Source organism: Hymenobacter rubripertinctus, assembly GCF_003583925.1.
Classification (GTDB): Bacteria; Bacteroidota; Bacteroidia; order Cytophagales; family Hymenobacteraceae; genus Hymenobacter; species Hymenobacter rubripertinctus.
Genome location: NZ_QYCN01000017.1, coordinates 65,961 through 79,127, shown reverse-complemented (window position 1 = coordinate 79,127; position 13,167 = coordinate 65,961). Strand labels below are relative to the sequence as shown.

Genomic DNA, 13,167 nt, shown 5'->3' with positions numbered 1-13,167 from the left:
GGTAAACGAGCCGGCAGGTTGTGTTTTGTGAAGACCCGAATCACTACGCCACCCGCCGCGCTGCTTCAGCACGGGCCTGCTGGCCCAGTTTGCTGTGCTTGCGGCCGTAGCCGAAATAAATGGCCAGTCCAATGGCCAGCCACACGGCCAGCCGCAGCCACGTTTCCCAGGGCAAGGACACCATCATGACCATGCAGGTCAGGATGCCCAGCATAGGTACTACCGGCACCCAGGGCGTGCGGAAACCACGCGGGGCGTCGGGCTCGCGCTTGCGCATGATGAGCACACCCACGCACACCATCACAAAAGCCAGCAGCGTACCGATGCTCGTCATTTCGCCCACTACCGAGATGGGCACGAAGCCCGCGAACAGGGCAATGAACCCGCCCAGCAGCAGGTTGGATTGCAGCGGCGTGCGGAACCGCTCATGAATGCGGGCGAATACCGGGGGCAGCAGCCCATCCTTGGCCATGCTGAAAAACACCCGGCTCTGGCCCAGCAGATCCACCAGAATAACGGAGGTGTAGCCGATAATAATGGCCAGGATAACGGCGCCCGACAGCCAGGCGTAGGGCGTTTTCTCGATGGCAATAGCCACCGGCGCGGCACTGTCCTTGAACTCGGTGTAGTTGGCCAGCCCCGTCATTACGTAGCTGAAGAGCACGAACAGCACCGTGCACACCACCAGCGAGCCGATGATGCCAATGGGCATATTACGCTGCGGATTCTTGGTTTCCTGGGCCATGGTGGCCACAATATCGAAGCCGATGAACACGAAGAATACCACGCCCGCCCCGCGCAGCACCCCGCTCCAGCCAAACTCCCCGAACGTGCCGGTATTGGTCGGGATGTAGGGGTGGTAGTTGGCGGGGTCGATGTACTGCCAGCCCAAAGCAATGAACACCAGCACCACCGCCACTTTCAGCGTGACCACCAGCGCATTAAACCACGCCGAGCCCGACATGCCGCGAATAATGATGAGTGTGATAGCCAACACGATGAGCATGGCCGGCACATTTACCAGCCCGTGCACCTCGCCGCCCCCGCCGGCCAGCGTGGCCGTTTCAAACGGCGACATCACCAGCTGGGGCGGCAGGTGAATGCCGTACTTGCCCAGAAACTTGAGCAGGTACTGCGACCAGCTGATGGCCACCGTGGCCGCGCCCACCGAGTATTCCAGAATCAAATCCCAGCCGATGATCCAGGCGAAAAGCTCGCCCATGGTAGCGTAAGCGTAGGTGTAGGCGGAGCCGGCCACCGGCACCAAAGAGGCAAACTCGGCGTAGCAGAGCGCCGAGAAGGCGCAGCCCACGGCCGCCACCACGAAGGAGAGCGTAACGGCCGGCCCGGCGTTGTTGGCGGCCGCAATGCCGGTGAGCGAGAACAGGCCCGCCCCGATGATGACGCCGATGCCAATAGTAATGAGGTTGAAGCCGTTCAGGCTTCGCTTGAGGGTATTCGCCCCCGTTTCGGCCGCTTCGAGCCGGAGCAGCGCCAATGATTTTTTGAGCATAACAGCAAACGCCGCCAAGCCTGTGGCTTGGTGCAATGGGAAGAAAATGGAGTAGTCGCCTCGCAACCCGGCTCAGCCGGCGGCGGGACTACGGAAAAAGGAAAATGGGCAAGAATGACCGGGACATCCCGCCCCGCCGGCTACTCAGTCCCAACAACCCGCGCAACAACAACGCATAACCCGGCCCAACGAGCCTGGCAAAACGAGGGCAACAACAGCAACGGGGGCAGTAAAAGGGGGTGAAAAGCGCACGGCAACTTGTTTTTATATGGTCAGGAATTGGCACCGTTCCGGCTGGCGGATGGTTGCCGACGCTTCTTCGAGCCTGTCTCTCAGCGCCTCTTTATAAAAACAATCCTTTGTGGGGTAAAGAATTGGTGCCGCAAAGGTAAATCCGGATCGTTGCCCCGGCAACCCTATTGCCCAACCGGGCCATTGCGTGGCCTTTGCGGGCACGTTCAAAGCCTGTGATCCACCCTTTTTTTTAAGGGCAATAGAGCCCTTACCTCCACCCCGGACATTCACAGAAACCTTGTTTACAACCACTTACAAAACCTGATTATCAGGAGGAGCTAAGGTTTAATCCAAAAATTTAAATTTTTCAAGTACGCTGATTTGTGGCTTGGGCGGCAAAACTGGCACCGGAGTTGCAAATACCCAGTCAGAAGCTCAAACGCCAGTCCGGATGGCCAGCGAGCTTTTTTCCTTCGAATATAAACTTTCCCATAAAGCACCATGAAAAAGTTCCTCGTTATCCTCGCCGCCTTTTCGTTCTCCGCCGCTTCGGCCCAGTCGGTTCCCGCCAAAGCCGCCCACGGCCAGCACCACAGGGGCGAGCACGCCAACCTCACCCCCGAACAGCGCGCCGACCGTTCGGCTCAGCGCCTGACCCAGAAGCTCAACCTCTCGGCCACCCAGACCCAGCAGGTTCGTCAGCTGCACCTGAGCCGCGCCCAGGCCATGCAAACCCACAAAGCCCAGGCCGGCACTGCCGTTGCCAAAGCCGATAAGAAGCAGCACCACGCGGCCATGAAGGCCGGCAAAGCCCAGTACGACGCCCAACTCAAGCAGATCCTGAGCGCCGACCAGTACGCCAAGTACACCCAGCTGCAGGCCGATAAGATGGCCAAGCGCAAGAACCACCAGGGTCAGGGTCGGCAGGAAGTGAAGCAGGGCAAAAGCTAAGCTTCCGCTCACCTGATTGACTCAACGAAAAAGAGCCCCGGTACCAGCTGCCGGGGCTCTTTCGCGTGGAGATACCTGCCACATCACCTTGCAGAACTACCGATGGCTGGCCGGCAATTCAGCTGTTGTTGCTGCGCCGAACCAGCGGAGGCGGTAGCACATGATGGCCGTTTCGCCGAGCTGTTCGAGCAAACGGTAGTTGGCTACCGCCCCCACCGCCGCGCCCACCACGGGCAGCAGCTGGGCCATTTTAGCTAGGTCGATGTAGTCGCGGTACTCCTGCTGAAACGTGCGCCAGTCGAAGGCGTCGACCGTCACGGTGGCTTCGGTGGTCGGCCAGTCGGCTAGCTGGCGGTAGGTTTCGCGGCGGGTGTGGTGGCTGCTGAAGGCCAGCTGGAAGATATACAGCAGGTAGAGCCGCTCCGGGAACGTGCGCACCTCGTGGCCGTAGAGGGCGGCAATATCGAAGAGCAGCTTGAGCTTGATGCCCAGTAGCAGCGGGAAATCGGCCAGGCCCAACAAAAAGCCCCCGGCTCCGGTGACGCCCCCCTCCAGGGCCGCCGTGTTGCGGTAGGCCCGGATGCGTTTGCGCACCCGCGCTTCGCGCTCGGCCAGCGTGCCTTCCGGAAGCGGCTGGCGGGTGGTATGCATGGAGCCAAACAACACGCCCTGCACCATTTTCTGGATGGCGGTGGTAATGGCGCGGTGCAGCTTTTCAGGCAGCAGCGCGTTCAGGCGGGCCTGCACGAGCCGCGCGAAGCGGTTGAGCAGCGTGGGCGGGCGCTGCATCCGCTGCTGCCAGGCGCGGAGGTCGGTTAGGGCTTGCTGGTCGGTCATAGGTCAACATACGGCCCAACGCGGCGCGGCGCTGCCCCGGCTTACGGCCTGGCTTTGATGTAGAGCACTTCCCGCACCATAAACACGGTATCGGGGCCGGGGTAGCGGCCGTTGAAATCCACGGCCACCTGGTACACCCATTCGTGCGTCTTCACCTCGCCGGGCCGGAAGGCTCCAACCTGCGGGGTAAAGCGCACAATGCCCGTATCGCCCACCAGCACCGCCGTATCGAACCGGGCCTGTTGCAGGGCCGGGTTATAGGTGATGAGGAATTGCGGGCGCTTGGTTTTGGCGGCCATAATGCCGGCTTGCCGCGCCTGGTTCAGGTACACGCGGGTAACAAACTCCTCCCCGGCCGCAATGGTGTCGCGCCCCCGGGAGCTGACCGCGTTGCTCAGTTTCGCCGCTTCCGATTCTGCGGGCAATTCCGCGACCCCGGGAGATTTCTGCTCCGTGTCGGCAGAGCAGGCGGCCAGGGCCAGCGCACTCCCCAGCACAACAACGATATGTTTCATGGTTTTCGGGTTCCTTATTTGAGGCTGTAAATCCGCTCAATCATCTCCACCACTTTCAGGCCTTCCAGCGCGTTGGTGCTGGCGAAACCGCGCTTTTGGATGGTGGCTACCACGTTATTGATGACGTGGACGTGGTTGGCGGCCGAGCCCTGGTAGGGGCCGTACTGGTTGGCGGGGTTGGTGGGCGCGAGTTCGGGCATTTGGTAGTCGCGCAGGTGGCAGTAGTCTACTTTATCCATGTACTGGCCGCCCAGGCGCAGGCTGCCGTGTTCGGCCACCACCGTCAGGGAGCTTTCCAGGTTCTGGTCCCAGACGGCAGTGCTGTACTGGAGCGTGCCGCTGCCGCCACGCAACAGATCAAACGTGACCAGGCCGCTGTCCTCGAACTCGGTGAGCTGCTCGTGGGTGAAGTCGCGGAAGCGGGCCGTGATGTTGCTGATGTCGCCGAACACCCAGTAGAGCAAATCCACGAAATGGCTGAACTGGGTGAAGAGCGTGCCGCCGTCGTCGGCGCGGGTGCCGTGCCAGCTGCCGGGCGTGTAATAACGCTCGTCGCGGTTCCAGAAGCAGTTGAGCTGCACCAGAAACACTTGGCCCAGGCGGCCCTCGTCCACCACCTGCTTGAGCCAGGCGGCGGGCGGCGAGTAGCGGTTCTGCATCACCCCGAACACGAAGCGGCCGGTTTGCAAAGCGGTGTGCACAATATCCTCGGCGTCGGATTTGCGCAGGGCCAGCGGCTTTTCCACTACCACGTGCAAACCCGCCCGCAGGCCCCGAATGGCCTGGGTTGCGTGCTGGCCGTTGGGCGTGGCCACCGTCAGCACATCGGCGGCGGGGCCGTGGGCGAGGTAGTCGTCGAGGGAAGCAAAGAACGGCACGCCGGGAAATTCGGTGGCCAGCCCGGCGGCCAGTTCCGGCCGGCTATCAACCAGCGCCACCAATCCGGCCCCGGCGTGGCGGGCCACCAGCGCGGCATGGCGGCGGCCAATGTGGCCCACCCCGCAGATAACAAAACGAACGGCTGATTCCATTGGGATCTTCAAGCAACAAGCCGCAAGTTTCGAGCTGCAAGCTTCAAGCCGCAAGCTACAAGCTTATTTTAGCTCCACACGGCAAGCTCCAAACGGTAGGCTGACGACTGAACATACGCTGGCCGCTTGTAGCTTGCCGCTTGAAGCTCAAAACATGAAAATTGCCGGCCTTGAAATTGACCTCGTGCGCCAGCAGATGCGCAGTCTGCGCCTGACGGTGTATGCCGGGGGCCGCATCCGGGTATCGGTGCCGCTGCAAACGCCTGCGTCGGTTATTGAGGAGTTCGTGCAAGCCCGCCGAAGCTGGATTGAGAAGCATCAGCAGCGTTTCGCTACCCGCGAGCCGGCCCCGCAGCCGCGCTACGAGGCGGGCGAAACGGTGCCGTATCTGGGTCAGGCGTACGAGTTGTTGGTAACTCCGGTAGCGGGGCGGCCCGGCGTGGTGTTGCTGCCCGAAAGCGGCCAGCTACGCCTGAGTGTGCCCGAGGGCAGCACCGCCACCCAGCGCGAAGCCGTGCTCACGGTCTGGTACCGGCAGCAGATGAAGCAGGTGCTGCCGGCGCTTTTTGCCCAGTGGGAGCCGGTGGTGGGCCGGGCGGCGGCAGACTGGGGCATAAAGCAGATGCGCACCCGCTGGGGCACCTGCAACATCGGGGCCCGGCGCGTCTGGCTGAACCTGGAGCTCATTAAGCGCCCCCTGCCCTGCCTCGAATACGTACTGGTCCACGAGCTGACCCACCTGCACGAGCGCCTGCACAACGCCCGGTTCTGGGGCCTCATGGACCAGTTTATGCCCGACTGGCGCACCCACCGCGCCGAGTTGAACCGGGTGTTGCTGGCCCCCGGCGCCGCCCCCGACGCCGATTAGCCGCCCCCCTACCCCCCGGCTCAGGCGTGCTTGCCCGGGCTCCAGCCGCGGCCGGCGAGGTGCTGCTCGCCAGCGGCCACCGCCCCTTCTTCCAGGTGCGTACCCATCGAGTCGTTCCAGCGGTTGAGGTAGCCAAACAGGCTGATGACACCCAGAATTTCCACGATTTCGCCTTCCGTCCAGTGCTGGCGCAACGCCTGGCTGATGGTCTCGTTCACGGCATTGGGCACGGCCGAAGCGGCCACGGCGAAGGCCAGGGCCGCCCGCTCGGCGGCCGAAAAAGCCGGGTGCGTGGGGTACTCCCAAATGTGGTCGAGCTGCTGCTGCTCGGCGCCGTAGCGCTCGGCAGCCAGAATGGTGTGCGCCTGGCAGTACTGGCAACCGGCGGCATGGCTGCTGATGTAGCCGATCAGCCGCTTCAGGGCGCTGGTAACGCGGCCCTGGTTGGCCATTACGGCCTTGTTGAGCTGGATAAAAGCCGTGGCAATGGCCGGTCGGTGCTGCATGGTAAGCACGCTGTTGGGGCAGAAACCCAGCGTTTCGTTGAAAAAAGCAGCCAGTTCCGCCACTTCGGGGTTGGCATCGGGAGCGAGCGGGGTTACGAGCGGAGTAGCCATAAACGAGGGCATGAAGAAGGAATAAGACCCCGGCAAGGTACGCGTTTGGCCCGCCCCTTTCCCTCCCCTCTGCTGAAACATGCGCTACATCCTTTCACCTCAATTCCCCGGCAGCCCAACTCATCCCTTTGGCAGTACTCGCGTATCAAGGGCACACCTGTTGGCTTGCTGCTGGTTGCGGCACCGGCCGCTGCTGCCCTTTCCACTATATACCTCTTCTGATTATGAGCAACCGCACCGTAGAGCAAGTTATTACGGCCCACGAGGCTTCCGGCCGCTATTTCGATGTGGCGGGCGTCCGCACTTTTGCCCTCGATTATGGCCAGGGCGACGCCGTTTTCTGTCTTCATGGCGTGCCCACGTCGTCGTACCTGTTTCGCAAAATGCTGCGCAGCCTGGAAGCCCAGGGCCTGCGCGGCATTTCGGTGGATATGCCGGGGCTGGGGCTGTCGGACCGGCCCGAGGACTTCGACTACACGTTCCGGGGCTTTGCCCGGTTTCTGCACCAGGCTACCGAGGCGCTGGGCCTGGAGCGCTACCATCTGGTGGTCCACGACATCGGCGGGGCCATCGGGTTGGCCCTGGCCGCCGAACACCCCGAGCGCGTTCAGTCGCTCACCATTCTCAATATGTTCTATGATGTGGTCAACTTCCAGAAGCCCCTGCCCATGCGCCCCTTCGAGATGCCAATACTGGGCGAGGCCGAACTGCTGACCATTCAGCACCCGACCTGGTACCTGCTGTTCAAGGCCATGGGCGTCAGCAACATCAGCGAGCTACCCAAGGAGGAAGTGTACGCCTACGTCGACCTGCTCAAGCGCGACGACGGCGGCAAGGCCTTCCTCAAAATCATGCGCCAGTTCGATCATTCCCAGGAGCTGCAGGACCTGCTCAAGCGGGCCGTTGACCAGCCGCCTTACCCGGTGCAGGCCATCTGGGGAGCCGAGGACCCGGCCCTCGACTTCGAGCATTTCGGCAACCTGGTGAAAGAGGCCGCGCACCTGCCGATGGTGCATAAGCTGCCCTCCAAGCACTTCTTCGCGGAAGAAAAAGGGCCGGAAATTGCCCGGCTAATCACCCATTTCATTCGCCAGCAGCCCACTTAGAGCCAACGTACCTGTAGCGCGAAGCTCCGGCCTCGCGTATCGTTGCTGCCCCTGAGCGGGTTCGTTCAACGATACGCGAGGCCGGAGCTTCGCGCTACAGGCAGCCTGGGTTCTGCCAGGCAAAACCGGGCAACCGGCTAGAGAATCCGCTTCAGCTCCTCGAAATTTTTGTTGCTCACGGCCTTGCCGGTGCAACCCAGCTGCTGGGCGCTGCGCTGAATGTTCTGGACGCGGGAGCCGGGGTTGGGGTGGGTGCTCATGAATTCCGGGGTGCCCGCGCCGCCCTCTTTTTCAGCCTTAATGAAGAAGCCGGCGGCCCCGTCGCAGGAATAATAGCGGGTGCCGTTGAGGTAGATGGTCGAGTACTTGTCGGCCTCGGTTTCGTAGGTGCGGCTGAACTTGAGCTGGCCCAGGCCGGCGGCAATCTGCACGAGCTGGCTGTTGGAGCGGTTGCCCAGCAGCAGCCCCAGCAGCATGCTCGTGCCATACTGCTTCTGCATGGTTTGGGTGCTGTGGCGGCGGTCGGCATGGGCAATTTCGTGGCCCAGCACCCCGGCCAGTTCGTTCTCGTTGTCGAGGTATTTTATCAGGCCCGAAAACACGTAGATGTGGCCGCCGGGCGTGGCAAAGGCGTTCTGCGTCTTGTCGTCTTTGATGATCTGGACGTCCCACGGGAACTGGGTGCGGTACTTGAGCTGGCCGTTGTCGAGCACGCGCTTCACCACGCCGTCGAGCAGCTGGTAGGCGCGGGCGTTGCCGCTGCGGCTCAGCAGCTGGCCCTTGGCCCGGTAAAGCGAGTCGGTCTGCTGGGCCACCTGGGCCCCCAGCTCAATATCCTGCTGCACCGAGAAAATGTTGAAACCCTGGGCGGGCTTGTTGATGGCGGCGGTGGTGAGGGCGGCCACCCCGGCCAGGGGCAACGCGAGGGTCAGAAAAGAAAAGCGCATAAGCGAAAAAATCAGGAGAGTATAAACTGCAATTGCTGGGGCCGAAAGAAAAAACCGGGCCAACCCACGCCCTCAGGCCAGCCCCGCCCGCACCTGGGCCGCCACGTAGGCCACCTGCTCGGCGGTGAGCGTGGGGTGGATGGGCAACGAGAGGACGGTGCGGCCCAGGCGCTCGGCCACCGGAAACTGCCCGGCCCGGTAGCCCAGGTAGGCGTAGGCGGGCTGCAAGTGGTTGGGCAGCGGGTAGTACACGGCCGTGGGCACACCCCGCGCCGCCAGAAACGCCTGCAGTGCGTCGCGGCGGCCGGGCTCATCGGCTACGGTAAGGGTGTACTGGTGGAAAACGTGGGTGCTGCGCGGGTCGCGGGCCGGCACCGATACGCCCGGCAGGCCCGCCAGCAGCGCGTCGTAGCGGGCGGCCACGCGCTGGCGGGCGGCGGTCCAGGCGGGCAGGTGGGGCAGCTTCACGCGCAGCAGGGCCGCCTGCAGGGTATCGAGGCGGGAGTTGAGGCCCACGTGCTGGTGGTGGTACTTGCGGCTCTGGCCGTGGTTGGCGAGCTGGCGCAGGTACTCGGCCCGGGCAGCGTCGCGGGTGAACAGTGCGCCCCCGTCGCCAAAACCGCCCAGGTTCTTGCTCGGAAAGAACGACGTGGTGCCCACCTCCCCCACCGTGCCGGCCATCCAGGCGGGGCCGGTTTTGGGCTGAAAAGTGGCTCCCAGGGCCTGGGCATTGTCCTCGATCAGGGCCACGCCGTGCTGGTCGGCCAGCTGGCGCAACGCCTGCAAATCGGCGCACTGCCCGAACAGGTGCACGGCCACGATGGCGCCGGTGCGGGACGTGAGGGCGGCGGCCACGGCCTGCGGGTCGAGGTTGAGGGTACCCGCCAGCACATCGGCCGGCACGGGGCGCAAACCCAGCACGGCGGCGGCCTCCAGCGTGGCCACGTAGGTGAAGGCCGGCACGATGACCTCGGCCCCGGCGGGCAGCTTCAGGCTCATCAGGGCCAGTTGCAGCGCGTCGGTGCCGTTGGCGCAGGGCACCACGTGCGGGCCGCCCAGATACGCGCTCAGCTCCTGGGCAAAATGCCCCACGGCCGGCCCCTGGATAAAGGCCGCCTCGTGCAGGCAGGCGGCCGCGGCGGCCGCCAGTTCCGCCTGAATCGGGGCGTGCTGGGCGGGCAAGTCGAGCAACTGAATAGGCGCGGGTGGCGCGGTGGCAAGGGGCGAAACGGGCACGGCAGGAAAGCTGAAAAGGGAGGGAAGCGGCAAAGGTAACTGGGCCGGAGCGCCGGCCAATACCAGCCCCCGGCGTAACCAGCGGCGCGCTGCCTGCGTTAACCCCAGAAGGCTTCAGCCTGGGCTCTCTCCCGGCCATTCTCCCTTTCCTAATTTAAAATTCACTTACCATGTTCCGTAAAACCCTCACCATAAACGCCCTATCGGCTGCCCTTCTGCTTAGCGGGGCCGCTTTCACTACCAGCTGCACCAACGCGCAGCAGAACGAAATGGGAGCCGAAAGCGACCAGGCGTATAACGATTTCAAAACTTTTGTTTCGGATACCGAAATGAAAGCCGACGCCGTAGCCAACGAGGCAGAGGCTGACTACGACCGCGAAACCGCGCAGCTCAAGTCCGACTTCGATGCCAAAGTGGCTTCCGTCGATAAGTACGGCGACCAGTACGACGATGCCCGCCGCCAGGAAATCGAGCAGCTCCGCACCCGCTACACAACCGCCTACGACAAGCGTGAAATGGCCTGGAATAACCGTCCCGGCTCGACTGCCGCCATGTCGTCGGGGACTATGGCGATGGGCAAGTATTACAAGCCCACCTCGCCGGCCAGCCGCGTAACGGCCGCCAACGCCCGGCAGACCTATGAGGCCTTCGTCAACGACATCAAGCGCAACGAAGACCAGTACGACATCAACGATTGGCGCAACATCAATGCCGAGTGGCGCGCGCTGGATGAAGCCTACGACAAAGTAAAGGGCGACATCCCGGCTAAGGACCTAGCCGAAATTCAGAAGGAGAAGCTCAAGTATGCCGCCTTCAAATCCTACGACAAAGCCGAGGCCCGCGTAGCCCAGGGCGCTGATGCTGTGAGCGGTACTGCCAACAAGGTCGCCAACGAAACTCAGGACGAACGTTCCGCCGTGGGCCGCGCTGTCAGCAACACCGCTTCCGATGTAAAGGAAGTAGGCAAGGATGTGGGCCAGGGTGCCGCCAAAGTGGGCAGCAAGGTGGGCAGCGCCGTAAAAGGAGCCTATAAAGAAGTGAAATCGGAAGTCAAAAACACCGATAACGACTAATCTGCCTTTGATTGCCAGCAGGCCAACCGCGCCGGTTCTTCTTCGGAAGGGCCGGCGCTTTGGCGTTGCGCCCCCGGCCCGGTGCTACTGCCTTCTCCCGGGCGCGCAGTAGGGCACGCGGCTTCAGCGCAACTCGTCGAGCAGCCAGTACAGTTTCAGGGCATCGAGTTGGCGGAGGCTGGGGCGGCCGGAGAGCAGGTTGCGCTGCACCTGTTCCCGCCGCAACCCGAAAGCAGTCCGGACGGCCTCGCTCAGGCCCCAGCGCTGGAGGCGCAGGGCGGCCTGCAGCAAGCGGGTATCGGCTCCCAGTCCCTCGGCCCGGTAGAGCTGCACGAGGTTGCGCACCGCGTCGTGGGTTTTCTGGAGAAAGACCGGGGCAGCTTCCAGCCCATCGTGGAGCACGGGGTTGTCGAGGTGATGGACGCCGGTGCCGGTGCGGCGCAGCAGCCACCCGAATTTTGTATCCTCGTGGCCGTAGCGGGTCAGGCTTTCATCGAGGCCCAACTGCCGGAATACCTTGGTTTGCACGAGCAGATTATTGAGCGTCAGCTGGCCGTGGGGTGCGCGTTGGCGCACGGCGGCGGGGCGGGCCTCCCGGTGCAGGCCATAGAGCCAGCGTAGGCGCAACGCGGCTTCGGGCGGCGGGGCGGCTTCGTAGGTTGTGCCACCCGATAGCACCGGCGCGCGGTGGCGGGCGGCGGCATAACGGGCCAGAAACTGCCCGTCGGGCAGGCTGCTGTCGTTGTCGAGCAGCAGCAGCCAGGCGTAACGGGCCGACGCGGCCAGCTGATTGCGAATGGCGGCCCGCCCTACGTTGTGGTCCAGCTCCCGGTAGTGCACTCCGGGCAACAAGGCCAGCTCGCGGTTTTGCAGTCGGTGGAGTTCCTGTGACCCATCATCGAGGCAGTGAATCTCGACGGGACCCTGCCAGTCTGCTACCTGCGCCAACAGCGTGCGTACCAACGGCCGCACATCGTAGTTGAACACCGGAATCAGTACGGAAAGCCCAATCATTCTCTGGTAAATAGCGCGGACGAATGCAAAAAGTCCCGGCAGTCGGACTACCTACGAAGAGTACGCCGGAAGCCGATTGGTTGTCAGCCCATCTTATTTTTTATTCCGCAGACTTTGCCCGCTCCGGCTTCCATCGGCGCAGAGAAAACCCCGCTAGCCGACCTCAAAAGGCGTCACGGCCGAGTCCAGGAGTTGCCCCTGCTCGCACTTGAGCACCCGGCGCGGGTACTGCTGAATAATCTGGTAGTTGTGCGTGGCCATGAGCACGGCCGTGCCGGCGTTGTTGATTTCCACGAACAGCTGCATAATGCTGTCGGCCACGTCGGGGTCGAGGTTGCCGGTGGGCTCGTCGGCCAGTAGCAGCAACGGTTCGTTGAGCAGGGCGCGGGCAATGACGACGCGCTGCTGCTCGCCGCCGGAAAGCTGATGAGGCATTTTGCCGGCCACGCTGGCCAGCCCCACCCGCATCAGCACCTCGGAAATACGCTGTTGCTTGCGGGCCTTCCCCTTCCAGCCCGTGGCATTGAGCACAAACAGCAGGTTATCGGCCACCGAGCGGTCGAAGAGCAGCTGAAAATCCTGGAAGATGATGCCCAGCTTACGGCGCAGGTAAGGCACCTTATCGGTGCTGCCACTGCGGGGCAGCGTGAAGCCTACCACCGAGCCCGTGCCGGCGGGCAGGGGCAGATCAGCGTACAGGGTTTTGAGCAGGGAGCTTTTGCCCGAACCGGTACGGCCTACCAGATAGGCGAATTCGCCTTTGCCCAACGTGAACGACACCTTTTGCAGCACCGTATTCACGTCCTGCATAATGTAAGCGTCGTGCAGCTCAATTACGGTCATGGTTGGGAGTTAGTTGAAAAGGCTGAAATGGTTGGTTAGCAAGAGTCCGGGAGATTGGTTTGGCAAGCCTGCCAGGCCCGGCTTCATACCTCCACCTTTTGCAGCTTCCCGAATTCCAGACCCGCAATAACGGCGGCCAGCTCGGTTTCCTTGCCGGCCAGCCCGTAGCGGTGCAAATCCTTGAGGGGGCGGTCGGCGCGGAAGTAGGCAATGAGCACAAATTCCTCGTCCCGCAACTGAATGTAGTCCGGAATCTTGGCCTTCCCCTTTACTTTGATGATGTACATTTTTTGAATGTAAAAATTAAAAGTGAAAAATTAAAAATTGCCTTTCAGCTAAGACTGTCTGGACAACTTCCCTGACGCAGCATTTTTAATTTTTC

The 13,167-nt window shown here is 62.6% G+C and carries 14 protein-coding genes and 1 riboswitch; of the genes, 4 read left to right on the top strand and 10 right to left on the bottom strand.

Going from position 1 to position 13,167, the window contains the following annotated elements; all coding sequences use genetic code 11:
* Positions 1-43: 43 nt before the first annotated feature.
* Complete coding sequence (locus D0T11_RS12655) at positions 44-1,513, bottom strand: amino acid permease (protein WP_119656151.1); 1,470 nt, start codon at positions 1,511-1,513, stop codon at positions 44-46.
* Positions 1,514-1,774: 261 nt separating this feature from the next.
* A riboswitch (SAM riboswitch) is annotated at positions 1,775-1,865 on the bottom strand.
* Positions 1,866-2,248: 383 nt separating this feature from the next.
* On the opposite strand from D0T11_RS12655, the gene D0T11_RS12650 reads away from it, so the two are divergent.
* On the top strand, positions 2,249-2,698 hold the full coding sequence (locus D0T11_RS12650; RefSeq protein ID WP_119656150.1) for a DUF4890 domain-containing protein: 450 nt from the start codon (positions 2,249-2,251) through the stop codon (positions 2,696-2,698).
* Positions 2,699-2,794: 96 nt separating this feature from the next.
* Here D0T11_RS12650 and D0T11_RS12645 read toward each other — a convergent pair whose 3' ends face one another.
* Genes D0T11_RS12645 through D0T11_RS12635 form a run of 3 tightly spaced genes read right to left on the bottom strand, consistent with a single transcriptional unit; the run spans position 2,795 to position 5,081 of the window.
* Positions 2,795-3,535, bottom strand: a complete 741-nt coding sequence (locus D0T11_RS12645) for an EcsC family protein (protein ID WP_119656149.1) — start codon at positions 3,533-3,535, stop codon at positions 2,795-2,797.
* Positions 3,536-3,576: 41 nt separating this feature from the next.
* Positions 3,577-4,050, bottom strand: a complete 474-nt coding sequence (locus D0T11_RS12640; protein ID WP_147374640.1) for a hypothetical protein — start codon at positions 4,048-4,050, stop codon at positions 3,577-3,579.
* 14 nt (positions 4,051-4,064) lie between these two features.
* A complete protein-coding gene (locus D0T11_RS12635; protein ID WP_119656147.1) occupies positions 4,065-5,081 on the bottom strand; it encodes a Gfo/Idh/MocA family protein in 1,017 nt (338 codons plus the stop codon).
* Between the two features lie 154 nt (positions 5,082-5,235).
* On the opposite strand from D0T11_RS12635, the gene D0T11_RS12630 reads away from it, so the two are divergent.
* On the top strand, positions 5,236-5,949 hold the full coding sequence (locus D0T11_RS12630) for a M48 family metallopeptidase (protein WP_182888382.1): 714 nt from the start codon (positions 5,236-5,238) through the stop codon (positions 5,947-5,949).
* A gap of 20 nt (positions 5,950-5,969) precedes the next feature.
* Here the strand turns inward: D0T11_RS12630 and D0T11_RS12625 are convergent, their stop codons facing one another.
* Positions 5,970-6,566, bottom strand: a complete 597-nt coding sequence (locus D0T11_RS12625) for a carboxymuconolactone decarboxylase family protein (RefSeq protein WP_119656194.1) — start codon at positions 6,564-6,566, stop codon at positions 5,970-5,972.
* 224 nt (positions 6,567-6,790) lie between these two features.
* Here D0T11_RS12625 and D0T11_RS12620 point away from each other — a divergent pair, with 224 nt between their 5' ends.
* A complete protein-coding gene (locus D0T11_RS12620; RefSeq protein ID WP_182888381.1) occupies positions 6,791-7,672 on the top strand; it encodes an alpha/beta fold hydrolase in 882 nt (293 codons plus the stop codon).
* 137 nt (positions 7,673-7,809) lie between these two features.
* Here the strand turns inward: D0T11_RS12620 and D0T11_RS12615 are convergent, their stop codons facing one another.
* The gene (locus tag D0T11_RS12615) at positions 7,810-8,619 is read right to left on the bottom strand and encodes a M48 family metalloprotease (RefSeq protein WP_119656146.1); all 810 of its coding nucleotides are present in this window, start codon (positions 8,617-8,619) and stop codon (positions 7,810-7,812) included.
* A gap of 72 nt (positions 8,620-8,691) precedes the next feature.
* Entirely contained in the window at positions 8,692-9,855 is a 1,164-nt protein-coding gene (locus tag D0T11_RS12610; protein ID WP_245990836.1) for a DegT/DnrJ/EryC1/StrS family aminotransferase, read from the bottom strand.
* Between the two features lie 170 nt (positions 9,856-10,025).
* Here D0T11_RS12610 and D0T11_RS12605 point away from each other — a divergent pair, with 170 nt between their 5' ends.
* Positions 10,026-10,928 carry a hypothetical protein gene (locus D0T11_RS12605; RefSeq protein ID WP_119656145.1) on the top strand — a complete coding sequence of 301 codons (903 nt, stop codon included), beginning with the start codon at positions 10,026-10,028 and terminating at the stop codon, positions 10,926-10,928.
* A 123-nt stretch (positions 10,929-11,051) separates the two neighbouring features.
* On the opposite strand, the gene D0T11_RS12600 is transcribed toward D0T11_RS12605, so the two are convergent.
* The 3 genes from D0T11_RS12600 to D0T11_RS12590 all read right to left on the bottom strand — a co-directional run bounded on the left by D0T11_RS12600 (position 11,052) and on the right by D0T11_RS12590 (position 13,072).
* Positions 11,052-11,942 carry a glycosyltransferase gene (locus D0T11_RS12600; protein WP_119656144.1) on the bottom strand — a complete coding sequence of 297 codons (891 nt, stop codon included), beginning with the start codon at positions 11,940-11,942 and terminating at the stop codon, positions 11,052-11,054.
* A gap of 153 nt (positions 11,943-12,095) precedes the next feature.
* Positions 12,096-12,785 (bottom strand): cell division ATP-binding protein FtsE, encoded by a 690-nt coding sequence (locus tag D0T11_RS12595; protein WP_119656143.1) that lies wholly within the window; start codon positions 12,783-12,785, stop codon positions 12,096-12,098.
* A gap of 83 nt (positions 12,786-12,868) precedes the next feature.
* Positions 12,869-13,072: a fructose-6-phosphate aldolase gene (locus D0T11_RS12590; protein ID WP_119656142.1), complete on the bottom strand. Its 204-nt coding sequence runs from the start codon at positions 13,070-13,072 to the stop codon at positions 12,869-12,871.
* Between the last annotated feature and the right edge of the window lie 95 nt (positions 13,073-13,167).